The 26531-nt window shown below is 64.9% G+C and carries 24 protein-coding genes; 9 read left to right on the top strand and 15 right to left on the bottom strand.

Translation table 11 applies throughout. The features are described from left to right. Window positions 1–121 precede the first annotated feature (121 nt). Window positions 122–307: a YbdD/YjiX family protein gene (locus CAF53_RS11415; RefSeq protein WP_046763572.1), complete on the bottom strand. Its 186-nt coding sequence runs from the start codon at window positions 305–307 to the stop codon at window positions 122–124. Continuing rightward, the gene (locus CAF53_RS11420; protein ID WP_100238109.1) at window positions 304–2352 is read right to left on the bottom strand and encodes a carbon starvation CstA family protein; all 2049 of its coding nucleotides are present in this window, start codon (window positions 2350–2352) and stop codon (window positions 304–306) included. Before CAF53_RS11420 ends, CAF53_RS11415 begins: the two co-directional genes overlap by 4 nt. Window positions 2353–2550: 198 nt before the next feature. Here CAF53_RS11420 and CAF53_RS11425 point away from each other — a divergent pair, with 198 nt between their 5' ends. Next, window positions 2551–3105, top strand: coding sequence for a 2'-5' RNA ligase family protein (locus CAF53_RS11425; protein ID WP_046763570.1), 555 nt, complete (start codon window positions 2551–2553; stop codon window positions 3103–3105). Between the two features lie 7 nt (window positions 3106–3112). Here CAF53_RS11425 and CAF53_RS11430 read toward each other — a convergent pair whose 3' ends face one another. The 9 genes from CAF53_RS11430 to CAF53_RS11470 form a co-directional block, all read right to left on the bottom strand. Beyond that, window positions 3113–3415, bottom strand: coding sequence for an alkylphosphonate utilization protein (locus tag CAF53_RS11430; RefSeq protein WP_046763569.1), 303 nt, complete (start codon window positions 3413–3415; stop codon window positions 3113–3115). 63 nt (window positions 3416–3478) lie between these two features. Continuing rightward, window positions 3479–4141, bottom strand: coding sequence for a ribosome biogenesis GTP-binding protein YihA/YsxC (gene yihA / locus CAF53_RS11435; RefSeq protein ID WP_046763691.1), 663 nt, complete (start codon window positions 4139–4141; stop codon window positions 3479–3481). Window positions 4142–4151: 10 nt separating this feature from the next. Continuing rightward, window positions 4152–5855 carry a membrane protein insertase YidC gene (gene yidC, locus CAF53_RS11440; RefSeq protein WP_100238110.1) on the bottom strand — a complete coding sequence of 568 codons (1704 nt, stop codon included), beginning with the start codon at window positions 5853–5855 and terminating at the stop codon, window positions 4152–4154. A 36-nt stretch (window positions 5856–5891) separates the two neighbouring features. Continuing rightward, the gene (gene yidD / locus CAF53_RS11445; RefSeq protein WP_046763690.1) at window positions 5892–6104 is read right to left on the bottom strand and encodes a membrane protein insertion efficiency factor YidD; all 213 of its coding nucleotides are present in this window, start codon (window positions 6102–6104) and stop codon (window positions 5892–5894) included. Next, on the bottom strand, window positions 6101–6577 hold the full coding sequence (gene rnpA, locus CAF53_RS11450; protein WP_232307508.1) for a ribonuclease P protein component: 477 nt from the start codon (window positions 6575–6577) through the stop codon (window positions 6101–6103). Before rnpA ends, yidD begins: the two co-directional genes overlap by 4 nt. Before the next feature lie 32 nt (window positions 6578–6609). Further along, window positions 6610–6744 (bottom strand): 50S ribosomal protein L34, encoded by a 135-nt coding sequence (gene rpmH, locus CAF53_RS11455; RefSeq protein ID WP_013848777.1) that lies wholly within the window; start codon window positions 6742–6744, stop codon window positions 6610–6612. Window positions 6745–7049: 305 nt separating this feature from the next. Next, window positions 7050–7820, bottom strand: a complete 771-nt coding sequence (locus CAF53_RS11460; RefSeq protein WP_046763567.1) for a DsbA family protein — start codon at window positions 7818–7820, stop codon at window positions 7050–7052. Further along, window positions 7817–9169 carry a M48 family metalloprotease gene (locus tag CAF53_RS11465; protein ID WP_046763566.1) on the bottom strand — a complete coding sequence of 451 codons (1353 nt, stop codon included), beginning with the start codon at window positions 9167–9169 and terminating at the stop codon, window positions 7817–7819. Before CAF53_RS11465 ends, CAF53_RS11460 begins: the two co-directional genes overlap by 4 nt. Before the next feature lie 163 nt (window positions 9170–9332). Then, window positions 9333–11981: a ribonuclease E/G gene (locus tag CAF53_RS11470; protein WP_242443422.1), complete on the bottom strand. Its 2649-nt coding sequence runs from the start codon at window positions 11979–11981 to the stop codon at window positions 9333–9335. Between the two features lie 500 nt (window positions 11982–12481). Here CAF53_RS11470 and CAF53_RS11475 point away from each other — a divergent pair, with 500 nt between their 5' ends. From CAF53_RS11475 to CAF53_RS11495, 5 genes are all read left to right on the top strand, one after another. Next, complete coding sequence (locus tag CAF53_RS11475; RefSeq protein ID WP_046763564.1) at window positions 12482–13450, top strand: N-acetylmuramoyl-L-alanine amidase; 969 nt, start codon at window positions 12482–12484, stop codon at window positions 13448–13450. A gap of 58 nt (window positions 13451–13508) precedes the next feature. Continuing rightward, window positions 13509–16046: a transglycosylase domain-containing protein gene (locus tag CAF53_RS11480; RefSeq protein WP_100238111.1), complete on the top strand. Its 2538-nt coding sequence runs from the start codon at window positions 13509–13511 to the stop codon at window positions 16044–16046. A gap of 450 nt (window positions 16047–16496) precedes the next feature. Then, window positions 16497–17624, top strand: coding sequence for a peptide chain release factor 2 (gene prfB / locus CAF53_RS11485; RefSeq protein ID WP_046763562.1), 1128 nt, complete (start codon window positions 16497–16499; stop codon window positions 17622–17624). Then, the gene (locus CAF53_RS11490) at window positions 17624–18358 is read left to right on the top strand and encodes a methyltransferase domain-containing protein (RefSeq protein ID WP_100238112.1); all 735 of its coding nucleotides are present in this window, start codon (window positions 17624–17626) and stop codon (window positions 18356–18358) included. The genes prfB and CAF53_RS11490 overlap by 1 nt, the downstream gene beginning before the upstream one ends. A gap of 121 nt (window positions 18359–18479) precedes the next feature. Further along, window positions 18480–18779 carry a PilZ domain-containing protein gene (locus CAF53_RS11495; RefSeq protein ID WP_046763560.1) on the top strand — a complete coding sequence of 100 codons (300 nt, stop codon included), beginning with the start codon at window positions 18480–18482 and terminating at the stop codon, window positions 18777–18779. A gap of 9 nt (window positions 18780–18788) precedes the next feature. Here the strand turns inward: CAF53_RS11495 and CAF53_RS27515 are convergent, their stop codons facing one another. Genes CAF53_RS27515 through CAF53_RS11505 form a run of 3 tightly spaced genes read right to left on the bottom strand, consistent with a single transcriptional unit; the run spans window position 18789 to window position 20917 of the window. Continuing rightward, window positions 18789–18944, bottom strand: coding sequence for a hypothetical protein (locus CAF53_RS27515; protein ID WP_197707394.1), 156 nt, complete (start codon window positions 18942–18944; stop codon window positions 18789–18791). 34 nt (window positions 18945–18978) lie between these two features. Further along, the gene (locus tag CAF53_RS11500) at window positions 18979–19689 is read right to left on the bottom strand and encodes a hypothetical protein (RefSeq protein ID WP_046763559.1); all 711 of its coding nucleotides are present in this window, start codon (window positions 19687–19689) and stop codon (window positions 18979–18981) included. A gap of 4 nt (window positions 19690–19693) precedes the next feature. Further along, the gene (locus tag CAF53_RS11505; protein ID WP_100238113.1) at window positions 19694–20917 is read right to left on the bottom strand and encodes a toxic anion resistance protein; all 1224 of its coding nucleotides are present in this window, start codon (window positions 20915–20917) and stop codon (window positions 19694–19696) included. Window positions 20918–21137: 220 nt separating this feature from the next. Between CAF53_RS11505 and typA the strand changes: the two genes are divergently transcribed. The 3 genes from typA (at window position 21138) to CAF53_RS11520 (ending at window position 25554) form a co-directional block, all read left to right on the top strand. After that, a complete protein-coding gene (typA, locus tag CAF53_RS11510) occupies window positions 21138–22958 on the top strand; it encodes a translational GTPase TypA (protein WP_100238114.1) in 1821 nt (606 codons plus the stop codon). A gap of 162 nt (window positions 22959–23120) precedes the next feature. After that, window positions 23121–24443 carry a NupC/NupG family nucleoside CNT transporter gene (locus CAF53_RS11515; protein ID WP_046763556.1) on the top strand — a complete coding sequence of 441 codons (1323 nt, stop codon included), beginning with the start codon at window positions 23121–23123 and terminating at the stop codon, window positions 24441–24443. Window positions 24444–24504: 61 nt separating this feature from the next. Next, complete coding sequence (locus CAF53_RS11520; protein ID WP_100238115.1) at window positions 24505–25554, top strand: DUF1176 domain-containing protein; 1050 nt, start codon at window positions 24505–24507, stop codon at window positions 25552–25554. Between the two features lie 13 nt (window positions 25555–25567). On the opposite strand, the gene egtD is transcribed toward CAF53_RS11520, so the two are convergent. Continuing rightward, a complete protein-coding gene (gene egtD, locus CAF53_RS11525; RefSeq protein ID WP_046763554.1) occupies window positions 25568–26527 on the bottom strand; it encodes an L-histidine N(alpha)-methyltransferase in 960 nt (319 codons plus the stop codon). Between the last annotated feature and the right edge of the window lie 4 nt (window positions 26528–26531).

The raw sequence follows: 26531 nt of genomic DNA on the forward strand, positions 1-26531 counted from the left end.
ATCCGATCCGGACGAATTCTAGAGCGCGCTGCGTTAAATCGTACGCAAGTCGCGCGCTCTCAGCTTTTGTTGTCGCATCGCTTTAAGCGCAAAATCGGTTCCCACTTTTGCGCACGATGCTCTAACAGCATTTTCCGCCATTCTTGCCCCCATAACGCGCTTCCTGCCGCTCCCGGAAAAAGGCGGTCCGATCCATGGGCGCGCGCTCGGGATGGCATTCCCGCATGTGCCGCAAATAGACGTCATAGTCCGGCACCCCGACCATCATGCGCGCCATCTGCCGCAAGCGATGGAGAAAGACGCTCATTCCGCTGGCACCAGTTGCGCCGGGATTTCACGCGCGGTCGGCGCGCCCACTTTTCGCGCCGCCAGACAGGTCCGCACCGTAAACAGCAATATGGCCAGCACCACGAACAGGAAGATCGCGACCAGGCCGGCATCGACCCGGTCATTGAAGATGATCGCTTCCATCTCCGCCATCGACTGGGCGGGCGCCAGTATCTCTCCCTTGTCCGCCGCCGCGCTGAACTTCGCGGCATGCGCCAGGAAGCCGACCTTGGCATCCGCCGAAAACAGCTTCAGGAACCCCGCCGACAGGGTGCAGATCAGCAGCCATGCGGCCGGGACCATCGTCACCCAGGCGAACCTGTCCCGCTTCATCCGGAACAGCACCGCCGTCCCCAGCATCAGCGCGATCGCCGCCAACATCTGGTTGGAGATGCCGAACACCGGCCAGAGCGTATTCACCCCGCCCAGCGGATCGGTCACACCCTGATAGAGGAAAAAACCCCAGGCCGCGACGGTCAACCCCGTGGCGACGATCCCCGGCGCCATGCTCTTCGTCTCCTTGAAGCCGGGGACCGCCAGGGCGATGAGGTCTTGCAACATGAAACGCCCGGCGCGTGTCCCCGCATCCACGGCGGTCAGGATGAACAGCGCCTCGAACAATATCGCGAAATGATACCAGAAGGCCTTCATCGCCGGCCCGCCCACGACATGGGAGAATATCTCCGCCATCGCCACGGCCAGCGTCGGCGCGCCCCCCGCGCGGGAGATGATGCTATGCTCGCCCACATCCTTCGCCGTCTGGAGGATGAGGTCGGGCGTAATCGGAAAGCCCATGGCCGTCACCGCCGCTGCCGCGCTCGCCGCATCCTTGCCGATCGCGGCGGCGGGGCTGTTCATCGTGAAATAAATGCCCGGATCGAGGATCGACGCCCCCACCAGCGCCATGATCGCCACGAACGCCTCCATCAGCATCGCGCCATAGCCGATGAAGGGTGCATGCGCTTCGCTCGCGATCAGCTTGGGCGTGGTGCCGCTCGAAATGAGCGCATGGAAACCCGACACCGCTCCGCAAGCAATGGTGATGAAGAGGAAGGGGAACAGCCCGCCAGCCCAGACCGGCCCATTGCCGCTCGCAAATGGGGTGACAGCATGCATCTTCAAAGGCGGCGCCATGATGACGATGCCAATCGCCAGCGCCGCGATCGCCCCGATCTTCAGGAAGGTTGACAGATAGTCGCGCGGCGCCAGCAGCAGCCATACCGGCAGCACCGACGCGATCGCGCCATAGCCGATCAATATCCAGCAAAGCTGCACCGGGGTGAAGGTGAAGACCGGCCCCCAGACCGGCGACTGCGCGATGCTCTGCCCATAGACGATGGCCGCCAGCAACCCGACCAGCCCCAGCAGCGACACCTCGCCGATCCGTCCCGGCCTGATCCAGCGCGTATAGGCGCCCATCACCATCGCCAGCGGCACCGTCGCCGCCACGGTGAACATGCCCCAGGGACTTTCCGCCAGTGCCTTCACCACGATCAGCGCCAGCACGGCCAGGATGATCACCATGATCATGAAGGCGCCGAAGAGGGCAATGGTTCCGGCGACTTGCCCCATCTCCATGCGGATCAGCTCGCCCAGCGACTTGCCGTCCCGCCGCATCGAGATGAACAGCACCATGAAGTCCTGCACCGCCCCGGCCAGCACCACGCCCGCGATGATCCACAGCGTGCCGGGCAGATAGCCCATCTGCGCCGCCAGCACCGGTCCCACCAGCGGCCCGGCGCCGGCAATCGCCGCGAAATGATGCCCGAACAGCACTGTCCGGTCGGTCGCGACATAGTCCAGCCCATCGGCCCGCCGGATCGCGGGCGTGGGCCGCGACGGGTCGAGCCGCATCACGGTTCGCGCGATATAGAGTGCATAATAGCGATAGGCGACCAGGAAGCTGCTGACCGCCGCCACCACGATCCACAGCGCATTGACCGCCTCGCCGCGCGACACGGCCACCACCGACAGCGCCACCGCGCCGGCAATTGCGATCAAAATCCATGGGATATGCCGGGTCATCGCTCTCTCTGATCGCCTGTTCGTCCAAAGCCGCCACAGTAAGGCCGGTCCCGGCAAAGACAATCTTCTCTTGTCCGGCGTCTCTTGCCCGGACGGAACGAGGCCCGTCGCGGCGCCCGAAATTTCGGAAGGATTCGCTTCCCGCAAGAAAAGAACATATCATGAACAAAATTCGCCGATTCGCATGGAGACAAGGCCATGGAAAGCCGCCCCAGCCAAAGCCTCTTCCGTCTCTTCTATGCGCTCAAGCCCAGCCTGCTGATCGCGCGCCAGACCGATCATTTCGCGGAAACCATTGCGGGCGACGCCCGGCGCATCGCGGTCGAGCATCAGCATGTGACGCTCGCCATCAGCTGCGATTATGACGATTATCCCTACGCGGTCATCAAGGCGCTGCTGCGCGCGGGTACCGGGATAAAGGCCGAGCCCTTCGATCTGCGGCTGGACCGGCTCAGTATCGGCAATCGATCGGCGGCATTGCGCCCCTCGCATAGCGTGCCGTTGTTGAATGCGCTCCAGCGGCAGATCGCGACGGCCATGAAGGGGGCAGGGGTGCTATCCCGCCCCGGGTGGAGCTTCAGCCCGCATCAGACGCTCTTCTATCGCGATGGCCCGCCGGAGCAGCGGCGGGTCGAAGGCTTCAGCTGGCATGTCGACCAGTTCATGCTGGTGTGCAGCCATGTCGGCCGCACGCACCATGAAACGCTGGCGACCTGGCGCCTCAACGGCAGCGGTCAGTACAAGCTGTTCTGACGGTGCATCAGCGTTTGCGCACGAACTCCGCCCGCAGCACCAGTCCCTTGATGCCATCATGGCGGCAATCGATCTCCTGGGGATCGCCGGTCAACCGGATCGATTTGATCAGCGTCCCGCGCTTCAACGTCTGGCCCGCGCCCTTGACGACCAGATCCTTGATCAGCGTGACCTGATCGCCGTCGTTCAGCAGATTGCCGACCGCGTCGCGGACCTCGACCGTCTCGGCGGCACTGGCCTTCTCAGCGGCTTCTGCCGCGCTGATCCATTCGCCGCTCGCCTCGTCATAGACATAATCATCGTCGGTCATGGCAGCTGTCCTTGTTATCGCATTCCGCGAGCCGTTGGCTGTTCCAGCCAACTTCAGAATGCCTTATCCCTGTGTCACACTTTCCAGCACAGCCGCACGCAGTTCCGGCAGTCCCATGCCCTTCTCGCTCGATGTCGCGATGATGTCGGGATGCGCGGCGGGGCGCTTGCGGATCGCCTCGGCCACGGCCTGCTTCACCTCGGCCAGATGGCTGGCCTTCACCTTGTCCGCCTTGGTCAGCACGATGCGATAGCTGACCGCCGCCGCATCCAGCATGTCGAGAATATCGGTATCGACATCTTTGATCCCATGGCGGCTGTCGATCAGCACCAGCGTCCGCTTCAGCTTCGCTCGCCCGCGCAGATAGTCGTTCACCAGGAACCGCCATTTGCGCACCATGTCCTTGGGCGCGCGGGCGTAGCCATAACCCGGCATGTCGACCAGCCGGAACCGCAGCGGATCGCCCACATCGAAGAAGTTCAGCTCCTGCGTCCGCCCCGGCGTGTTGGACGTCCGCGCCAGCCCATTGCGATTGGTCAGCGCATTCAGCAGCGATGACTTGCCGACATTGGACCGCCCGGCAAAGGCGACCTCATTCACCGCCATGTCAGGCAGGAATTTCAAATCGGGCGCGGATTTGAGGAAGGCGATCGGCCCGGCAAAGACCTTGCGCGCTTCCTCGATAAGGTCGGCCAAATTCTGGTCGGTCGCTTCCTGTTCGTTCACCAATCCGGCCTTATTTCGCTTCTGCGGCGTTCAATTGCGGGTGGCGCTTGTAAAGCCACCATTGCTGCAACATCGACAGGCAGTTGTTGGTGATCCAGTAGACCAGCAGGCCCGCCGCGAAGGGCGCCATGATGAACATCATCATCCACGGCATGATCGCGAACACCTGCTGCTGCATCGGGTCCATCTGCGCCGGGTTCAGCTTGAACTGGAAATACATGCTGATGCCCAGAGCCAGCGCCAGCAGGCCGATGCCCAGGAAGGCAGGCGGCGTGAACGGCAGCAGACCGAACAGGTTCACGATATGCAGCGGATCGGGCGCGGAGAGATCCTTGATCCACAGCGCGAAGGGCTGGTGACGCATTTCGATCGTGAGCTGCAACACCTTGTACAGCGCGAAGAAGATCGGAATCTGGATGAAGATCGGCAGACAGCCGGCGAGCGGATTGACCTTCTCGCGCTTGTACAGCTCCATCATCTCCTGCTGGAGCTTCTGCTTGTCGTCCTTATGTTTCTCCTGCAACGCCTTCATCTTGGGCTGCACCGCGCGCATCGCCGCCATGCTGGCGAACTGGCGCTGGGCGACGGGGAACATCAGGCCCCGGACCACGAAGGTCAGGCAGATGATCGCCACGCCGAAATTGCCGATGACCGTGAACAGCCAGTGCAGCAGCGCGAAGATCGGCTGTTCGAACCAGTAGAACCAGCCCCAGTCGATCGCCCGGTCGAACAGCGGAATGCCCGCCCGCTCATAGGCTTGCAGCGTCTTCACTTCCTTGGCGCCGACGAACAGCCGGTTGGTCTGCGTCACCGCCTTGCCGGGCGCGAGCATCATCGGCGCGAGCGACACGTCGGTCTGATATTGCGTACCCTCACCCTTGCGCATCTGGCCGGTGAAGGCGGCCCTCTGGTCGGGCACCAGCGCGGAGAGCCAATATTTGTCGGTGAAGCCGATCCAGCCGCCGGTCGACTGGAAGCTCTGGGTCGCCGGACCCTTGGCGAGGTCCTTGTAATTCACATCATAATTGGCGGCGCCGTTGAACACGCCCATCGGTCCGACATGGATGGTCCAGGTGTCCGGATCGGCAGAGGGATGCGCCCGGCTGACATAGCCATAGCTTTTCACGCCTACCGCTCCGGCGCCGCTGTTCGACACCTTCTGCTGCGCGGTGATCATGTAATTTTCGTCGATGGAATAGCGGATTTCGAAGGTCTGGCCCGCGCCATTGCTCCACGTCAGCGTGACGGGGCTCGTCGGGGTCAGTTCCTTGCCGCTCGCGGTCCAGACGGCATTGCTGTCGGGGGTCTTGAGACCCTCGCCCTGCCAGCCGAAGCCCGCGAAATAGGCTTCCTTCGTACCGCTGGGGCTGTAGAGGCGGATCGCCGGCGAATCCTTGGCAATCGTCTCCTTGTAGGTCGGCAGCACGATATCATCGATGCGCGCGCCCTTCAGGTTGATCGATCCGGTGATCTTCGGCGTGCGGATGGGCACGCGCGGGCTGTCCCGCAGGACAAGCGCCAGGTCGCGGATCGCGGCGGGGCCTTCGGCGGCCGGAGCGGTGCCGGAAGCATTGAGCGGCGTGGTCTTGCCGCCCTCGATCTTGGTCGCGGGCGGATTGGCGGCGGGGAAGAAATGCTTGGCGACATAAGGCCAGCCGAACAGGATCGCCGCGGTCAGCAGCACCGCCAGAACAATATTCTTCTTGTCGTCCACGCTTATCGGCTCCGCCGTGTCTGTGAAATTCTTGTGTCAGGGGACCGGGTCGTAACCCGAACCGCCCCAAGGGTGGCATCGCATTAGCCGCTTCGTGGCCAGCCAGCTACCCTTCACCGCACCATATTTGCGGATCGCCTGGATCGCATATTCCGAGCAGGAGGGGGCATAGCGGCAACTGGGCGGCAAAATCCGCGAGGGACCAAGCTGCCAGAAACGGGCGATCAGGATGAGCAGGCGGCCGATCACGGCTTTTCCGCTCCGTGTTCCTGCACAGGCAGGAACCCAGTCCCGCCATTGCCTTTTGTCTCTGCCTCTGAACTGGGCTCCTGCCTGCGCAGGAGCACGTCGCTCTTCGGATGAGCCGCTTTCTTGCCGGGGCGGCCGCGAGTATCACCGGCTGGCCGCGACATGACCTTACCCAGCGCCTTCGCCATCTCGGCGCGCAGCAGGCCGAAATCGCGCTCAATCCCTTCGGACCGGCCGATCAGCACATGATCGGCGCCCGCCACGCCATGCAGGGGCAGCAACTCGCGCGCCAGAACGCGAAAACGGCGCTTCATCCGGTTACGGACGACAGCGCCGCCAATCTTTTTCGTGACCGTGATGCCGTAACGCATCGCCGGATCGCCGTCGCCACGTTCGCGCACCAGCAGGACAAAGCCCGGCATGGGGGCGCGCCGCCCACGATTCGCCGCCAGAAAATCGGCGCGCTTGCCCATGACGGCAGGCGCGCTGTTCAGCGGCGCGTCGTTCAGGCGCTCAGGCTCTTGCGGCCGCGCGAACGGCGTGCGCGGATCACATTGCGGCCGCCGGGGGTCGCCATGCGGGCGCGGAAACCGTGACGGCGCTTCCGAACCAGATTGCTCGGCTGATAGGTGCGCTTCATCGTTCATTCCTCAAAAAACTATAAGAATCGGGCGTGACAAAAAAGGGCCGCCGGTCGGGCGGCCGCATGTCAGGGGGCGTCCGATAGGCAAAAGGGGAAGCCGAGTCAATGGCGGAGGAGGGGGGAAGACGCTTTTAAGCATTGTCCACGGACGAGTGCGGTTCGGCCATTTGCGGACGTCGGCAACATCCCTCACCCCAGCGAAAGCGGGGATCCCCTAAGGGCTGGCATGTGCGTTCCCGCCCGCGATCGCAGCTTCCGCGGGGAAGACGGGCCAGAAGCAAGAATCCACCCGAAATCGCCGCTTACTTCCCCCGTGCGGCCGCCACGGCCGCCTTGAGCGCATCATATCCCACCGCGCCGTTCAGCACCTGCTTCCCGATCACGAAGGTCGGCGTGCCGGACGCCTGCAATTTTTGCGCAAGGCCGATATTCGACTGGATTTCCGCATTATATCTGCTGTCCGCAATGGCCGCTTCCGCCGCCTTCGCATCGATCCCGACCTTCGCCGCGGCAGCGAGGATCGTTTCCCGCGTCACCTTCCCCGCCGCATAGAGCGCGCGGTGATAGGGCATATACTGGTTCTTCTCCGCCGCCAGCAGCGACACTTTCGCGGCATCGATGCTCGCGTCGGACAGGATCGGCAGCTCGCGATAGACGACCTTCACCCCCTTGTCCTCACCCACCAGCTTCGCCAGATCGGGCAGCGACGCCCGGCAATAGCCGCAGGCATAGTCGAAAAATTCGACCACCGTCACATCGCCCTTGGCCGCGCCTTCCCACGCCCCCGCATAGGGCGTTTCGATGGTCTGGCGGCTGGCGTCGATCGTGCCCGTCATGCGCTTGGCCTGCAATTTCTCGACCGCCTGCGGAATGATCTCCGGATGCTCCAGAATATAGTCGTGCACGATCTGCTCGATCGCCGCCTTGTCGCTGGCATCGACGCGGCCGGTGCTCTGCGTGCCGAGCGCGGCGCCCGTCGCGGTCGCGGCGATGAAGGCGAAAACGCCAAGGGTCATCAATATGGTCCTGTTGGAAAGCGCCGCGCGAAAGCCGGGCCGCGATTGGTCTGTCATTTCTTCTTTCGCTTCTGCTCGACGGCGGCGCGGGAAACCATGGCGATATCCTGCGCGCGCAGATAGTCAACCGTTCCCGGCTTCAACCCCTGCATCGCCGCGTCCGCGCTGCGCAGCGCCATCTGGTCGTCACCCATCATCGAATAGCGTTCCGCCGTCGCCAGCGCCGCGCGGGGAATATCGCCGCGATGCTCGTAGACGACACCCAGTTGATACCAGGCAAAGGGATTCTCCCGATCCCGCGCGATGGCGTTGCGCAGCACCTTCTCCGCCTCCGCGAAATTGGCGTCATTCTCCGTCGCGATCAGCGCATGGCCGAGCAGCGTGGCGATCAGCGGCTGGTTGGTGAGTTGCACCGCTTCGCGCAAGGGCGGGATCGCATCGACAGGCTTGCCGCTTTCCAGCAGCACCTGTCCCTTCAATTCCAGGAAATAGGGATCGTGCGGCGCGGCGGTCAGCAGCGCGTCGACCTCGCTGAGCGCCTTGTCCGGATAGGCGCTCTTGTGCCAGGCATAGGCGCGCGCATAATGGGCCGGGATCGACTGGTCGCTTTCCGGATATTTGAGCAGGGTCTGATTGGGCTCCGACACGAAGCCGACCAGCTTCGCCTTGATCCGCTCGAACCGCGCCTCCAGCTTCGGGTCCATCGGCTTGTCCCAGGCGGGATCGACCGTATAGACCTCGCGCAGCACATTGATGCGCTCGCCCGACAGCGGGTGGGTGCGGCCATAGCTGTCGTCCTGCGGGATGGCGAGCCGATATTCCTGGTTCTGCAGCTTCTTGAAGAATTCCAGGCTGCCCTTGCCCGAAATCCCCGCCTTGCTGAGATAGCGCGCGCCGGCCAGGTCGGCGGAGCTTTCCTGTGTTCGGGAAAAGGCGAGGAACTTGCCCATCGCCGCCTGCTGTCCCATGCCAAGGATGCCCATGCCCGCTTCGGCACCGCCCGCCGCGATCGCCGCCGCGCCCAGGACCAGGCTGAGCAGCGTGATGCCGGTCGCCTCCTTCATCCCCTCGCCATAGCGAATGACATGGCCGCCCTCGATATGGCCGAGTTCGTGTGCGACCACGCCCTGCACCTGGTTAACGTTGTCGGCCGCCGCGATCAGTCCGCTATGCACCCAGACATATTGGCCGCCCGCGACGAAGGCGTTGATGTCGGGGTCGTTGATGACCAGCACCTGGACATTGCGGGGTTCCATCCCCGCGGCCTTGACCAGCGGCGCGGACATGTCGGCCATGAAGGCTTCCGTTTCCGCATCCCGCAGGATCTGCTGCGCCGCCGCCGGACGCGCCAGCAAAGCGAGGGACGTCAGGGCCACGGCGGCGAGACGAAGCCAGCGGGCATTCATGCCTGGGCGATCCGGCGTGGGAGAGCGGTCCGGGGCAGGGGGGATTGTCGCATCGATGCCAGGGGATGCCATGGCCGGGATGAACTGCCGCTGAAATGAAAACGCCGCCGTCTGACCGTTTGAACCGGCAAGACGGCGGCGTCCTTCATCATCCCGTATCCGTTTACTGACCGAAGGTGCGCTGCCACCAGCCGCGGCGCGGCGCGCCGTCCTCACCCTCGCCTTCACCGGCGGCCTCGGCATCGCTATTCACCGTGACCGATTCGGCCAATTCGGCGGGCGCTTCGGCAACCGGCGCGACTTCGGCGGCGGCTTCCTCGACCACCGGATCGGCTTTCTTGCGGCGGGTGCGCTTGGGCTTGACCGGCGCCTCTTCCGCGACCGGCACGACCTCGGCGACGGCGGCTTCCTCGACCACCGGATCGGCCTTCTTGCGGCGGGTGCGCTTGGGCTTGACCGGCGCCTCTTCCGCAGCCGGGGCTTCCGGTGCGGCTTCGACGGGCGTTTCCACCACGGCCTCTACCGCTTCAGCGGCGGGGGCGGCGGTTTCCTTTGCCTTGCGGGCGCGGGGACGGCGGCGGGTCTTGGGCGCTTCCTCTTCGGCAGGCGCTTCGGCAACCGCTTCCACAACGGGTTCCGGCGCGGCCTCGACCACCTCGGTCGCTTCCTCGGCTTCGGTCACGGCCTCTTCGGCCCCGCCTTCGCCCGCTTCGCGACGGCGGCGTCCGCCCCGGCGACCACGGCGACCACGGCGGCGACCTTCGCCCTCACCCTCGGCGGCAGCCTCGGCCGGTGCGGCTTCGGCTTCGTCCTCGATGTCGGCTTCCTCGTCGGCTGCCTCGGTTTCCTCGGCCCCTTCCTCGCCGGAAGCGTCGGCACGATGCTCGTCGCGCTGGCCGCCGCGACGGCGACGACGGCGACGGCGGCGGCGACCGCCTTCACGGTCCTCGCCCCGCTCGGCGCGATCCTCATGCGCGGCTTCGACTTCCTCGACCTCTTCCTCGTCCAGTTCCTCGACGATATCGAGATCATCTTCTTCCTCGACCATCGGCGTATAGTCGACGACGCGCTCCGGACGCGGCCCGCTGGCCTCGACCGACATGCGCGCGCCCTCGATTTCGCCATCGGGCAGGATCGCGATGCGCACGCCATAGCGCTGCTCGATCTCGTCCAGCTCGTGGCGCTTGTTGTTGAGGACGTAGAAGGCCGCTTCCTGGCTGGCGCGCAGGGTGATGAGGGAGCCGCGACCGCGCGCCGCTTCCTCTTCCAGCATGCGCAGCGCGCCCAGGCCCGCCGACGAAGCGGTGCGGACGAGGCCCGTGCCTTCGCAATGCGGACACTGGCGGGTGGAGGCTTCCAGGACGCCGGTGCGCAGGCGCTGACGGCTCATTTCCATCAGGCCGAAGCCCGAGATGCGGCCGACCTGGATGCGGGCGCGATCGTCCTTCAGCGCCTCCTTCATCGCCTTCTCGACCTTACGGATGTTGGAGTTCATCTCCATGTCGATGAAGTCGATGACGACCAGACCCGCCATGTCGCGCAGGCGGAGCTGCCGGGCGATCTCGCGCGCGGCCTCCAGGTTGGTGGCAACGGCGGTCTGCTCGATGCCATGCTCGCGGGTCGATCTCCCTGAGTTGATGTCGATCGACACCAGCGCCTCGGTCGGGTTGATGACCAGATAGCCGCCGGACTTCAACTGCACGACGGGATTGTACATCGCCGCGAGCTGGTCCTCGACGCTGGCGCGCTGGAACAGCGACACCGCGTCGGCATATTGCTTCACGCGCCGGGCATGGCTCGGCATCAGCAGCTTCATGAAGTCCTTGGCGGCCTTATAGCCATATTCGCCCTCGACGATGACCTCTTCGATATCCTTGTTGTAGATATCGCGGATCGCGCGCTTGATGAGGTCGCTGTCATTGTGGATCAGCGCGGGGGCGTCCGACTTCAGCGTCTTTTCGCGGATCTCGTCCCACAGCCGGGCGAGATAGTCGAAGTCGCGCTTGATCTCCGGCTTGGTGCGCTGGAGGCCCGCGGTGCGGACGATGCAGCCCATGGTCGAGGGCAGCGCCATCTCCGCGATGATCGACTTCAGCCGCTTGCGGTCGGCGGCGTTGGAAATCTTGCGCGAAATCCCGCCGCCATGCGACGTGTTGGGCATCAGCACGCAATATCGGCCGGCCAGCGACAGATAGGTGGTCAGCGCCGCACCCTTGTTGCCGCGCTCCTCCTTGACGACCTGCACCAGCAGCACCTGGCGGCGCTTGATGACGTCCTGGATCTTGTAGCGGCGGCGCAGCGCCATGCGCTTGCGGCGCAGTTCGTCGGCGGCTTCGTCGCCCTTGCCGCGACGGCCCCGGCCGTTCCGGCCAGTGTCGGCGGTTTCGCCGCCCGCTCCTTCGCCTTCATGCTCATCATCGTCATGATGATGGGTGGCCTCGACGACTTCCAGCCCGCCGTCGGACGCTCCGGCATGATCGTCGTCATCGTCATAATCGGCGCGCAGCGCGGCCTCTTCCTCGGCATGCTCGCGCTCCTCGCGCAGCAGCGCCTCGCGGTCTTCACGCGGGATTTGGTAATAGTCCGGGTGGATTTCGCTGAAAGCCAGGAAGCCGTGGCGGTTGCCGCCATAATCGACGAACGCCGCCTGGAGCGACGGTTCCACGCGCGTCACCTTGGCGAGATAGATATTGCCCTTGAGCTGCTTGTGCTCGGCCGATTCGAAGTCGAATTCCTCGATCCGGTTACCTTTGACGACCGCGACCCGGGTCTCTTCCCGGTGGCGCGCATCGATCAGCATACGCATTGTCATTCATTGTTCTCCGGCGTGGACGGCCAGCGGCGCTGGGCCGGGCTGCCACGCGATAGCAGGGGGGCGGCGCGAATTGCTGCATCGCCCGGTTTTGTAGGAAAAGCTGCGCGTCTGCTGCTGGGGCAGGGCCGGACAAGGTGCCGGACACCACCAACCACGCCGCATCGCCCGGAACCGGGGCAAGCGTGGATTGGAAATCATGCCTCATGCAGCGTCAACCTGTTCGTGCATCGTGCCGGACGCTTGGGCGGCCGCCGATGCCATCGTGAAATGCCCCGAAGGGCTGGCGCAATATGGGCGAGCCTCTCAGGAATGTGAATGGGTAGCAGTCAAAATGCACCGGGGCAACGGCCCCTTGAAATATTGTTGCCTGCTGGAACTTCACCGGCAACCGTTGACCATATCATGGTGAAGAAGGCGTTAACCCTCTATTCCGCCCCGCGAAAGGAAAGGATGCCCAACGCCGGCTTCCCCGCGCGAATGCCAGGCGGAAAGGCGGCATGAAATGGGGCTGGACGGCCATGGTCCATGCGTTGCACAAGCGGTTCATGTTCCAAAGTCTTGCGCTCGCAAGCATGATCCTCTCCGGCGCCCCGCTTTCCGCCATCCTTCGCGACGGCGATCGGACGGACATGCGCTTCGATCAACCCGCGCATATGGCGCCGCGCCCGGCCAGGCGTCTCCACAGCATCACCGTTCCGATCCCGCCGGTGGCACGCGGCCTCTCGCTGCCGCCGGTGGAGGGGCCGCGCGATGCCTCCCGGCCGCTGGTGGTGATCGATGCCGGCCATGGCGGCCATGATCCGGGCGCCGTCAACCGCGAAAATGGCGAACGGGAAAAGGATGTGACGCTCGCCATCGCCCAGGCGGTCCGCGATCAACTGGTGAAATCAGGCCGGGTGCGTGTCGCGCTGACCCGCAATGACGATCATTTCCTGATACTCCAGGAACGCTATGGCATTGCCCGCAAGCTGAATGCGGACCTCTTCATCTCCATCCACGCCGATTCGGCGGACGATGCCATCGCCCGGGGCGCGACCGTCTACACCCTGTCCGAAACCGCCTCCGACCGCGAAGCTGCGCGCCTTGCCGCGCGTGAAAACAAGGCCGATGTGCTGAACGGCGTCAATCTGGGTGGCCAGTCCAGTGACGTGTCCTCGATCCTGATCGACCTGACCCAGCGGGAATCGATGAACATCTCGGTCAGCTTCGCCCGCCTGCTCCAGCGGGAGGCGGCGCCCTATGTCCCGTTCCGCAATACGGCGCATCGCTTCGCCTCGTTGATGGTGCTCAAGGCGCCGGACACGCCATCGGTGCTGTTCGAAACCGGCTATATTTCCAACACCGCCGACGCGGCGTTCCTCGCGTCGAAAGAGGGGCAGGCGAACATTGCCCGCGGCGTCGCCCGTGCGATCGAGGTGCATTTCGCGCGCAGGCTGGCGGCGGGCGGGGATGGGGCAGGCGGTTGAATGGTCCGTCGATCCGCTCTGGCGCTAAACGATTTTTGACCCTACAGCCTCGACCATCATGGAAGAGGCTCGCCCAGAAAACGCCGCATCGTCCTTCAGCCAGCGCCTGCGCCGTGGCGCAAGCGACTTTCGGCAGCGTCTCCAGCCCCATTGGAACAAGCGCTGGTTCCGCTGGATCGCGGTCGGCTTGGGCGGGCTGCTGCTGGCCTATGCCGCCTTCTGGCTGCTCTTCGCGCGCGGCCTGCCCGATGCCGCGACGCTGCTGGAATATGAGCCGCCGCTGCCGACCATCGTGCGCGACACCGACGGCCAGCCGGTCCACAGCTATGCCCGCGAACGCCGGGTGCAGCTCCAGTATAGCGACTATCCGCCGCTCCTGATCCGCGCCTATCTGTCGGCGGAGGACAAGACCTTCTTCGAACATCATGGCGTCGACATTCCCGGCTTCTTCGGCGCGGTGTTCGACTATGCGACCAAGATCGGATCGGGCCAGCGCGCGCGAGGCGGCTCCACCATCACGCAGCAGGTGGCGAAGAACCTCCTTATCGGCGACGAATATTCGCCGACCCGAAAGGTGAAGGAAATGATCCTCGCCTATCGCATGGAGGGGGTGCTGACCAAGCAGCAGATCCTCGAACTCTATCTCAACCAGATATTCCTCGGCCGCAACGCCTATGGCGTTCAGGCAGCGGCGCGGGCCTATTTCGACAAGGATGTGGGCGACCTCAAGCTCCACGAAATGGCCTATCTGGCGATCCTGCCCAAGGGGCCGGCCAATTACCGGCCTGAAAGCCCGACCGGCCATGAACGCGCTCTGGAACGCCGCAACTGGGCACTGGGAGAAATGGCCAAGAATGGCTGGATCACGAAAGCCCAACGCGATGAGGCGCAGGCCCAGCCGCTCGGCACGGTGGCGGCCCATGGCTCCAGCTTCGACGCCCGCGCCGGCGGCTATTATATGGAGGAGGTGCGCCGCCGCCTGATCCAGCTCTTCGGCGAAAAGGCGGAAGATGGCCCCAACAGCGTCTATGCCGGCGGCCTCTGGGTGCGCAGCCCCTATGATCCGAAGATGCAGGATCTGACGACGACGGCGCTGCGCAACGGCCTGCTCCGCTTCGACGCGGGCAAGGGATGGTCCGGTCCGGTCGGCAAGGTCGACATGGCGCGCGGCTGGCAGCGCGAACTGGCGGCCAGCTATATCGACGTCGACTATGCCGGATGGCGCGTGGCCGTGATCGTCAACCGCGATTCCTCCGCGGCGCAGATCGGCTTTTCCGATGGATCGACCGGCACGCTGCCCGCCGACGCGGCGCAACTGCCCTATCGCAAGAGCGGCGGTCCGGCCTTCGCCGCGATGAAGCCCGGCGACCTGATCGTGGTGGCGCGCAATGGTTCGTCATGGGCGCTGCGCAACGTGCCCGAAGTCTCCGGCGGCATGGTGGTCGAGGAAACCCATTCGGGCCGCGTCCGCGCCATGCAGGGCGGCTTCGACAATCGCCTGTCCTCCTACAACCGCGCGACGCAGGCGATGCGCCAGCCGGGGTCGACCATCAAGCCCTTCGTCTATGCCGCCGCGCTGGACAACGGCATGACCCCGGCCTCGATCATCGTCGACGGCCCCTTGTGCGTCTATCAGGGCGCGGGCCTGGGCCAGAAATGCTTCCGCAACTTCACCGGCGGCAGCGCCGGGCCGCAGACCATGCGCTGGGGCGTCGAGCAGTCGCGCAACCTGATGACGGTGCGCGCCGCCAGCCAGACCGGCATGGACCGCGTCGTCCGCACGATCAAGGCGATGGGGATCGGGGATTACCAGCCCTATCTCTCCTTTGCCTTGGGAGCAGGCGAAACCACGGTCGAGCGGATGGTGAACGCCTATGCGATGCTCGCCAACCAGGGACGGCAGCTCAGCCCCAAGCTGATGGACTATGTGCAGGACCGGCGCGGCAAGGTGATCTGGCCGCTGCGCTGGCGCGCGTGCGACGGCTGCAACATGGCCAATTGGGACGGCAAGCCGATGCCCCGCTTCGGCTTTGAGGGGCGGCAGGTGATGAACCCGATGACCGCCTATCAGGTCGTGCATATTGCCGAGGGCGTCATACAGCGCGGCACCGCCACGGTCCTGGCAGACCTCAAGCGCCCGCTGTTCGGCAAGACCGGCACCACCAACGGCCCGACCAACGTCTGGTTCGTCGGCGGATCGCCGGACATCGTGGCGGGCGTCTATATCGGCTATGACCAGCCGAGGAGCCTGGGCGGCTGGGCGCAGGGCGGCCGCGTCGCCGCGCCGATCTGGAAGGCGGCGATGACCCCGGTGCTCGAAACCATGCCCAAGACGCCCTTCGTCGCGCCCGCGGGCATCCGCATGGTCACGATCGACCGCCGCTCGGGCAAGCGCGTCTACGGCGTCTGGCCGACCGACGAGCCCAAGCCCGCCGTGATCTGGGAAGCGTTCAAGCCCGAATCCGAACCCCGCCGCTCGATCCGTAAGGAAGAGGTGGCCGCGCAAGACAAGGCCGCCGCCCGCATCGAAGCCACGGTCCAGCGCCACCAGCGCACCGACAGCGACTTCCTGCAGGATCAGGGTGGGATTTATTGAACGCGGGTTAGGGCGGAGTGCTGCCTTCAGCTTTCCTTGAAGCACACGTGCTCCTGCCTCCGCAGGAGCACGTGTGCTGACTGGTGGCAACCGGCCATTCCCCGACCCTGACTCGGAAGAATAGGTAACCCAACCGCAACAGCGTTCCTCAAAAAACATCCTATTTTTCCAACAGCCGCCCATTCAGCCTGTCCTATTCCGCACCCACCGCTCTATCCCGCATCCCTCTTTGAAACGTCCGATAAAAACCCCGCCTCCGCCTACGCGCGGGCAGGCACGCGCGCGCATACAGTGTGAACTTCGCCATAAAATGGCCCATTCCAGCCAATCCTTCCGCGCACGCCGACAAGGATTGAATCTTCCCAAATCCACCGCCCTCGGATAGGGGCAGGGGCTTGATGCGTTTGCCTGTCCTGACGGCCAAGCGCCCCGACATTCTGGAGACCTCCCATGCGCGCCGAAGCGCAGCAATATATCGACCGCATCGACGCCGCGCTGGATCTGCTGCGCCGCTTCCTCGACTGGGACCGCGCCCTTCGCCGCCTTGACGAACTGAACGCCCGCGTCGAGGATCCGACGCTTTGGGACAATCAGAAACAGGCGCAGGAAGTGATGCGCGAACGCACACGGCTCGACGCCGCCATCGGCGCCACCCGCGCGATCGAGAGCGAGAAGACCGATACCGCCGAACTCATCGAAATGGCCGATGCGGAGGGTGACGAGGACATGGTCAACGAAGCCATCGCCTCGCTGAAGGCGCTGGCCGACCGCGCCGACGAGGACAAGATCAAGGCGCTGCTGGCCGGGGAGGCGGACGCCAGCGACACCTATCTGGAAATCCATGCGGGCGCGGGCGGGACGGAAAGCCAGGACTGGGCGGAAATGCTCAGCCGCATGTACCGCCGTTGGGCCGAACGGCGCGGTTACAAGGTCGAGCTGGTGGATTATCAGGCAGGCGACCAGGCGGGTATCAAGTCCGCCACCTTCCTGTTCAAGGGCGAGAATGCCTATGGCTATGCCAAGACCGAAAGCGGCGTGCACCGCCTGGTCCGCATCAGCCCCTATGACAGCTCGGCGCGCCGCCACACCAGCTTCTCCTCGGTGTGGGTCTATCCGGTGATCGACGATAATATCGAGATCGAGGTCAATGAAAGCGACCTCAAGATCGACACCTATCGCGCCTCGGGTGCCGGCGGGCAGCACGTCAACACGACGGATTCGGCGGTCCGCATCACGCACGTTCCTTCCGGCATCATCGTCGCCAGCCAGAACGACCGGTCGCAGCACAAGAACCGCGCCACCGCGATGAACATGCTGAAGGCGCGCCTCTACGAAGCCGAACTGCGCCGCCGGGAGGAAGCCGCTTCGACCGACTATCAGGCCAAGACCGAGATCGGCTGGGGCCATCAGATCCGCTCCTATGTCCTCCAGCCCTATCAGTTGGTGAAGGATTTGCGCACCGGCGTCACCTCCACCTCGCCCGACGATGTGCTGGACGGCGCGCTCGATCCCTTCATGGCGGCCGCGCTCAGCCAGAAGGTGACGGGCGAGAAGGTCGATGTGGAGGATGTCGACTGATGAAGGCTCCGGCGCTGCCGGCCGGAATCCTGCCAGCATGCTTGGCTTTGCTGGCGGGCTGCGGCCCGTTCTCGTCGGACAAGAACAGCGAGCGCCCGGCCGCCGCCCGCGCCTTTCCGCGCGCCGACCGCCCGGTGGCGCCGATCGTCTCGACCCGCTGGTCCAGTGAGGAAGCGCGCGATCGGGTGAACGAAGCCGAGGACATCATGGACCGCGCTGGCATCCGCTCCGGCATGACGGTGGCGGACATCGGCGCGGGCGAGGGCTATTACACCGTGCGTCTCGCCAAAAGGGTCGGCGACAGGGGCCGTGTGCTGGCCGAGGACATCATGCCCGAGGTGATAGAGGCGCTCAGCCGCCGCATCACGCGGGAGGACTGGCGCAATGTCAGCGTCAAGCTGGGCGCGCCGGAGGACCCGAAGCTGCCGGAGAACAGCTTCGACCGTATCCTCATGGTCCATATGTATCATGAAATTGCCGAGCCCTACGCCTTCCTCTGGAATCTCAGCCCCGCGCTCAAGCCCGGCGGCGAGTTGATCGTGGTCGACGCCAACCGGCCGACTGATCAGCATGGTACGCCGCCCCGCCTGCTCGCCTGCGAACTGGCGGCCATGGGTTTCCGGCTGGAGGAACTGGTGCCCAAGCCGACGGCAGGCGGCTATTTCGCCCGGTTCAAGCGGGCTGCCGCGCGCCCCGATCCGGCCGCGATCGTGCCGTGCGCCCTGCGCTCCTGACCGGCCACCGCATTCGGCGCTTTCCCTGATGTGGATTATGGTTAATGGCCAGCCAGCCATGATTCGGCGGACGCCTTAGCTCTCTTCGTGAAGAACAGGGCCTTCGGGAGAGGGACAGGAAATGGTTGAATCGACGGCCGCTGCCGGACAGCGGCGGCACGATCCGCGTCACAAGATGTTCGAGCCGGTGGCGCTGCACTTCGGCGGCATGGCGGCGCGGGCGCATTTCCTGGACCTGTCCTGCTCCGGAGCGCTCGCCCATTGCGAGACGCCGCCGGCGGCCGGCACCTTCCTGACCGTCGAGGGCCAGGGACAGGAAGCCAGCGGCCGGGTGATATGGGCCAATGGCAAGCGCTTCGGCATCCAGTTCAGCCAGCCGCTGACCCAGTCGGCGATGACCGCCTGGATCGAGGGCTACTGACCGGCCGCCTCATTCCCTTTGCCGCCATTTGCGGAACATCGCAGCACCTGTCAGCCCGCCGGCCACCAGAGCCGCAATCGCCCCTCCTGCCGTGGCGAGCGCCCATGCTCCGGCCGCCAGCAGGCCGGTCAGGAAGTCGACGATGATCAGCGTCAGATGGATCATGACGACAATAGAACGGTCCTGAAGGAAAAGGGTTCTACTGACCCAGTTCCTTCGCCTCCTGATATTTCAGTTCCAGGAAACGGTTCTGCACCGCCAGCTTGTCGAGATCGCCGCTCGCCAGTGTCTCGCTCATCCGGGCGATTTCCGCGTCGATGACGCTCAGCCCCTCGATCAACTGCTTTTCCGGCACACGGCCATTGCGTTCCTCGCGCCGCAGCGGTTCGGGGATGGATTGATAGCCGGTGACGAGTTCGGGCAGATGATCGGAGAGCAATTTCCGGATTTCCTGCGCCGCCGGTTCCTGTTCCCCCAGCCGTTCGAGTTGCGGCGCCAGCGTCTCCAGCTTGACGCCGATGCTGTCGACCAGCGTGACCGCGGGGGCGGGCAGGGCCTTGCGCTGGTTTTCCAGCCAGATTTCGGCCTGGAGCGGCAAGGCGGTGAGCGCGGTATCCGCCAGCGCCTCGGTGCGGACGCGCCGCTCGCCGGGCATCGCCCCGATCAGCAGCACCGCCGCCAGCATGACGCCCAGCGCGATCATCACCCCGGTCGTGCCGATCGGCGCGATGAAGCCGGCGAGGGTGCTCGCCACCAGCACGGCCATGATGGCCCAGAAGGCATATTTGACCTTGCGCATCAGCGCCGCGTTGCGCCGTTGCCGGGCACGCGCCGACAGGCTCTGTCCGCGCTCGCTATGGCGGCGCAGCACCGCTTCGGCATCGGCCAGCACGCGGTCGGAACGGCTCATCGCATCAGGCCTCGATCGCACTCAGCAGCGGATTGTCGGCACGGGCCTGTTGCGCGGCCTGCGCCTGCCCCTCGGCCCGTGCGATATAGCCCTTCGACTTCTCGACCTCGTTCGACAGCGTGTTCACCGTCGTCTTCATATTCTCCAGCGCCTTCATCTTGAACGTGTCGATATTGTCCATCGTGTCGTAGATATTCTGGAAGGCGCGTTGCAGCGTCTCGATGGGAATGGTGCTGGACGCCGCCTGCTCGTGGATCTGCGCGGTCTGGGTCTTCAACATCTCGCCGGTCGAATCGATCATGTTCGCGGTCGTCGTGTTGAGCGCGGTGATCTGTTCGAGGACGAGCTTCTGCCCCACCAGCGCCTGTGCCACGGTCACGGCGGTGCGCAGCGCGGCGACAGTGGTGGTGCTGGCGCGGTCCACGCCCTTCACCAGTTCGACATTGTTCTTCTTGACGAGGTCGAGCGCCAGATAGCCCTGCACCGTCACCGCCATCTGCGTCAGCAGGTCCTGCGTGCGCTGGCGGATGTAGAAAAGCGCGCTCTCGCGGATCGCCTTCGCCTTGGCCGGGTCGGTCGAATCCAGTTCCAGCGCCTTCGATTCCAGCCGGGCATCGAGCGTCTTGCTGATATGGATCATCTGCTCCAGACGGCCCATCGTCTGCCACATATTCTGCCGTTCGACATCGATGGCGGCATTGTCCTTGATCAGCACGTCCTTGCCGCTGGCCAGCGATCCCAGGATCGAATTGATGTGGCTCTGCGCGCTTTTGTAGCTGTCGAAATAATCGCGCATCCGGTTGCCGAAGGGGATGAGCCCGAACAGCTTCTTGGGCGCGGTCAGGCTGCCGCGCTTGCCGGGGTCCAGATCCTCGATGGTCCGGCGCAGTTCGGCAAGGTCGACGCCGACCTTGTTGTCGCTGTCCATCGCGCGCACCGGCCGGTCGAGGAAGCGGTTCGAATGCCCGGCGGCCTCCGCGATTTCCTTGCGCCCCATATTGGTAAGCTGGTCGACGCGCTGGCCGAACTCCGGCGAATTGGCGTCCTGCGCGACCAGGTCGTCGACGAAGGCATCGACCTTTTCGTCCAGTTTCGACCTCTTCTCGTCATCGATGGGCACCAGTCCCGCCGCTTTTTCGGGCGCGACCGGCGGCACCGGATCGGGCGGGGTCAGGTTCAGCGTATCGCCTGATGTCGTAGCGGTGGCGGTCGGCGCGGTCGAAGCCATGTCATCTCCCAGGGGCCATCAAGGGTTCGCACTGTTATATGTATATAGAACAGTTCGGCTGCAAGCCTGCGTCGCACGCTAAAGGCCTGCCCCGGCCATTGCAATCGTGCCGCCCGCCCGCAACGCTTGCCGCAACGCGTCATTTCCTGTAGGGGCGCGCGCAAACATCCTGGACAGGCGCGGTGCCCGCCGGGAAAACCCATATCCCGAAGGCAGCTTCATGTCCCTGCGTAATATCGCGATCATCGCGCACGTCGACCATGGCAAGACCACGCTCGTCGACCAGCTTTTCCGCCAGTCCGGCACCTTCCGCGACAATCAGCGCGTCGAGGAACGCGCGATGGACTCGAACGACCTCGAAAAGGAACGCGGCATCACCATCCTGGCGAAGCCCACCTCGGTCGAATGGAACGGCACCCGCATCAACATCGTCGACACGCCCGGCCACGCCGACTTCGGCGGCGAGGTGGAGCGCATCCTCTCCATGGTCGACGGCGTCGTCCTGCTGGTCGATTCGTCGGAAGGCGCGATGCCGCAGACCAAGTTCGTCACCGGCAAGGCGCTGGCGCTGGGCCTGCGCCCGATCGTCGTCGTCAACAAGGTCGACCGCCCCGACGAGCGCATCCAGGAAGTGCTGGATGAAGTGTTCGACCTGTTCGTGACGCTGGATGCCACCGACGAACAGCTCGACTTCCCGGTCCTCTACGCGTCCGGCCGCAATGGCTACGCCAATGAGGATTCGTCGCTGCGTTCGGGCACGCTGGAGCCTCTGTTCCAGAAGATCGTCGACCATGTGCCGCCGCCGGCGCTGGACGTCGATGCGCCGTTCAGCTTCCTGGTGACTCTGCTCGACCGCGACAATTTCCTTGGCCGTATCCTGACCGGCCGCGTCCAGTCCGGCACGCTGAAGGTCAACCAGCCGATCCATGCGATCGATGCCGATGGCAATGTGCTGGAAACCGGTCGCGCGTCCAAGATCCTCTCGTTCCGCGGCCTCGACCGCGTGCCGGTCGATGAAGCGCAGGCAGGCGACATCATCTCGCTGGCCGGTCTGACCGTCGCTACCGTGTCGAACACCATTGCCGACCCGGCCGTCACCACTGCGATCAAAGCGCAGCCGATCGATCCGCCGACCCTGTCGATGCGCTTTGCCGTGAACGATTCGCCGATGGCGGGCCGTGAAGGCAGCAAGGTGACGAGCCGCATGATCCGCGACCGCCTGATGCGCGAAGCCGAATCCAACGTGGCGATCAAGGTCACGGAATCGGATGACAAGGACAGCTTCGAAGTCGCCGGTCGCGGCGAACTCCAGTTGGGTGTGCTCATCGAAACCATGCGCCGTGAAGGCTTCGAACTGGGCATTTCGCGCCCCCGCGTGCTGTTCGGTGAGGATGAGACCGGTGCTAAGACCGAGCCTTATGAAACCGTCGTCATCGACGTGGACGATGAGTTTTCCGGTACGGTTGTCGACAAGATGAACATCCGCAAGGCCGAGATGACCGACATGCGTCCCTCGGGTGGCGGCAAGACCCGCATCACCTTCTCCGCGCCCTCGCGCGGCCTGATCGGCTATCATGGCGAATTCCTGTCCGACACGCGCGGCACCGGCATCATGAACCGGCTGTTCGAGAAGTACGGCCCGCACAAGGGCAAGATCGAAGGCCGCAAGAATGGCGTGCTGATCTCCAATGGCGCGGGCGAAGCGGTGGCTTATGCTCTCGGTCCTCTCGAAGAGCGTGGCATCCTGATGGTCGGCGTGGGCGAGGCGCTCTACGAAGGCATGATCATCGGTGAGAATGCCAAGCCCGAAGACCTTGAAGTCAACCCGATGAAGTCGAAGGCGCTGACCAACTTCCGCGCCAGCGGCAAGGATGACAGCATCCGCCTGACGCCGCCGCGCAAGCTGACGCTGGAACAGGCGATCGCCTATATCGACGATGATGAAATGGTCGAGGTGACGCCGAAGAACATCCGCCTGCGCAAGCGCTATCTCGACCCGAACGAGCGCAAGCGCATGTCGCGGGCCAAGGCTGCCGCCTGAAGCGTCCCATCGGTAGGAAGATCATGCCGCTCCGGCAACGGGGCGGCATTTTTCATGGCATGCCGTCCCGATGTGACGCCTTTGTAACATCGTAAAGCTACTGGCCTCGCCACCGCGTGCTCATTATGGTCGCGCCATTCGTTCTTCCCGCGAAAGCTTTTCATGCACCTTCTCATTGGCCTAGCCGGTATCGCGCTGATCCTTGCCATCGCCGTCGCCCTGTCCTCCAACCGCCGCGCCATCCGGCCGCGGGTCGTGGGCGCGGCGTTCCTGTTGCAGGCGGGCATCGCCCTGCTGGTGCTCTATGTGCCCGCCGGCCGCGCGGTGATCGCGGGCATGTCGCACGGCGTGTCGAACCTGCTCGGCTATGCGCAGGCCGGGACGGACTTCATCTTCGGTCCGCTCGCGAAACCGGAAATCGGCGGCGCCAGCTTTGCCATCGCCGCGCTGCCGGTCATCATCTTCTTCGCCAGCCTGGTGTCGATCCTCTATTATCTGGGCATCATGCAGCAGATCGTCCGCTGGGTCGGCGGCGCGATCGAGAAGGTGACGGGCGTATCCAAGGTCGAGAGTCTCTGCGCCGCCGCCAATATCTTCGTCGGCCAGAGCGAAAGCCCGCTCGTCATCCGCCCCTATCTGGCGGGCCTCACCCCGCCGCAGCTTTTCGCCGTGATGACCAGCGGCATGGCGGGCGTGGCGGGCACGATCCTGGCGGCCTATGCCTCCATGGGGATCAAGATCGACTATCTGCTTGCCGCCAGCTTCATGTCCGCGCCCGGCGGGCTGTTGATGGCGAAGATCATGATGCCCGACGAGCCGGAGCGCGAGCCCGAACTGCCGCTCGGCGATCATCCCGAAGTCGTCCTGCCCGAAAGCCGGATCGGCGACACCGGCCCCGCCGCGCTGCTGCCGGGGGGAACGCCCGGCGAACCGATGCCGCCCGCCACTCATGACGAGGAAAAGCCCGCCAACCTCATCATGGCCGCCGCCCAGGGCGCGCAGACCGGCGTGAAGCTGGCCGTCGCGGTCGGCGCCATGGTGCTGGCCTTCGTGGCGCTCGTCGCGCTGGCCAACGGCATATTGGGCGGCATCGGCGGCTGGTTCGGCTATCCCGGCCTCAGCTTCCAGCAACTGCTCGGCCATCTCTTCTCCCCGGTCATGGTTCTGCTCAACATTCCCTGGAACGAGGCGCAGATCGCGGGCGGCCTGTTCGGTACCAAGGTCGTGCTCAATGAATTCGTCGCCTACATCAATCTGGGCCAGGTGCAGGGCGCGCTGTCGCCCGCGACCATCGCGATCGTCACCTTCGCGCTGTGCGGTTTCGCCAATTTCAGCTCGATTGCGATCCAGATGGCGGTCACGGGCAATCTTGCGCCCAACCAGCGGCCGGTGATCGCGCGGCTGGGGCTCAAGGCGCTGGTGGCGGGCAGTCTCGCCAACCTCATGAGCGCGGCACTGGCGGGGCTGATGCTCAGCCTGCGCTGACCGTTGCGCGTCTATAACGAAAGTTCTACCCGTCGCCGACGAAACCAGCTATGGTTAACCCATGGGGGCGCAACGCATATTCGGGCTGACAGTCATGCTGTCGGCGGTCATGGCGCCGGCTTTCGCGCAAGCGCCGAAGCCGGGCACATTGGAAAGCTACAAGGACTGGACCATCGGTTGCGACAACCGCAACCGGTGCGAGGCGGTGTCCCTGCTGCCCGAGGGAGGCGACTGGCCCGACAGCCCCGTCATGCTGGGTATCAGCCGGGATGCGGACGCGGCCGCCGATCCTGAAATCCGGGTCAGCCGCGATGCCAAGGGGCGGGAGACGCTGGATTTCCTGATCGACGGCCGCAAGGTCGCCAGCGCGGTGAGCGTGGACGGGGAGGCCAGCCTGCAAGGGCCGCAGGCTTCGGCGCTGGCCATTGCCATGGCGCGGGGCGGCGGGATGGAAATCCGTTCGGGCGGCAAGCGCATCGATCAGCCGTCCTTGGCCGGTTCCGCCGCCGCGTTGCGCTATATGGACGCGAGGCAGGGGCGGGCGGGCACCATGGCGGCGCTCGTCGCGACCGGTCCGCTCGCCCGCAGCGCGGTGCGACCTGCACCTGCAATCCCGTCCATCCGGCGCGCGATCATTCCCGCCGGCACGGCGCCACCCGCCCTCTGGCGGGAGGAACTGACGGCCATCGGCGCATTCACCGGCTGCGCCGGCGAGATGAAGGATGCTGCCTCGCCGCCCGACCTGCATCGATTGTCGAAGACAGAGACGCTGATATTGGTGCCGTGCGGCGCGGGCGCCTATAATTTCACCTCCGTCCCCGTGATCGCCACCGGCATTCCCGGCCGCCGGGCCTTCCGCTTCGCCAGCTTCGACTATCCGCCGGGCTGGAGCGAGGACGCGAGCCATCCGATGCTTGTCAACGCGGGTTGGGCGCCGCAGACCTCCACCCTGCAAAGCTATGCCAAGGGCAGGGGGTTGGGCGATTGCGGCGGCAGCGAATCCTATGTCTGGGACGGCACGCGTTTCCGCCTGGTCGAGGCGAGCGCCATGGGCGAATGCCGGGGCGCCTGGCATTGGATCACCACCTGGTCGGCCAGGGTCGTCGAATAGCGGTTGTCCCCGCTCAGCCCGCTTTCGCCAGTATCAGCGAAAACAGGCCTTCACCGTCCGTCCATTCGTGCCGCGGCTCCCATCCGCCCGCGCGCAGCAGCAGTCTTTCGTCGCGCGCGCCATATTTATGGCTGCTCTCCGTATGGATCGTCTCCCCCGCCGCCATGCGGAAACATTGCCCGGCGACATGGAAATGCAACGGCCGCACCGCCACCAGATGCATTTCGATCCGTGCCTTGTCGTCGTTCCAGATCGCGCGATGGGCAAAGCCGTCGATCGGCATGTCCCCCTCCAGCTCGCGATTGATGCGGGCGACCAGGTTGAGGTTGAACGCCGCCGTCACCCCCGCCGCATCGTCATAGGCCGCGATCAGCCGCTCGCGATCCTTGATGCGGTCCATACCGATCAGCAACAACGCATCGTCGCCCAGCAATCGCCGCATCGCCCGCAACAGATCCACGGCGGCCTCCGGCTCCATATTGCCGATGGTCGATCCGGGAAAGAAGCCCAGTCGGGGAAGGCCCTCGACGGCGGCCGGCAGCAGCAGGTCGCGGTTGAAATCGCCCACCACCGGCAACACGGGCAGGCCAGGAAAGGCGGACGCCAGTTCGGCACTGCTGGCGTGCAGGAATTCGCCGCTGATGTCGATCGGCACATAGGCGGCCGGGTCGATGGCGCGCAGCAGATGGGGCGTCTTGCGCGCGCTGCCCGCGCCGAATTCGACCACGGCGCGTCCCGCTCCCACGGCAGCGGCAAAATCGGCCCCATGCTTTTCCAGCAATCCGGTTTCCGCTCGTGTCGGATAATATTCCGGCAGGTCCGTGATCGCCTCGAACAGTTCCGATCCGCGCCGGTCGTAGAACCATATGGGCGGCGTCGCCTTGGGCGTGCGCGACAGCCCCTCCACTATGTCGCGGCGGAAGGCCGGATCGGGCGCGCGCAGGGACAGCGGGGCATACTGGGTCAGCAACATCGCC

The organism is Sphingobium sp. LB126 (assembly GCF_002795205.1).
GTDB classification, from domain to species: Bacteria; Pseudomonadota; Alphaproteobacteria; order Sphingomonadales; family Sphingomonadaceae; genus Sphingobium; species Sphingobium chungbukense.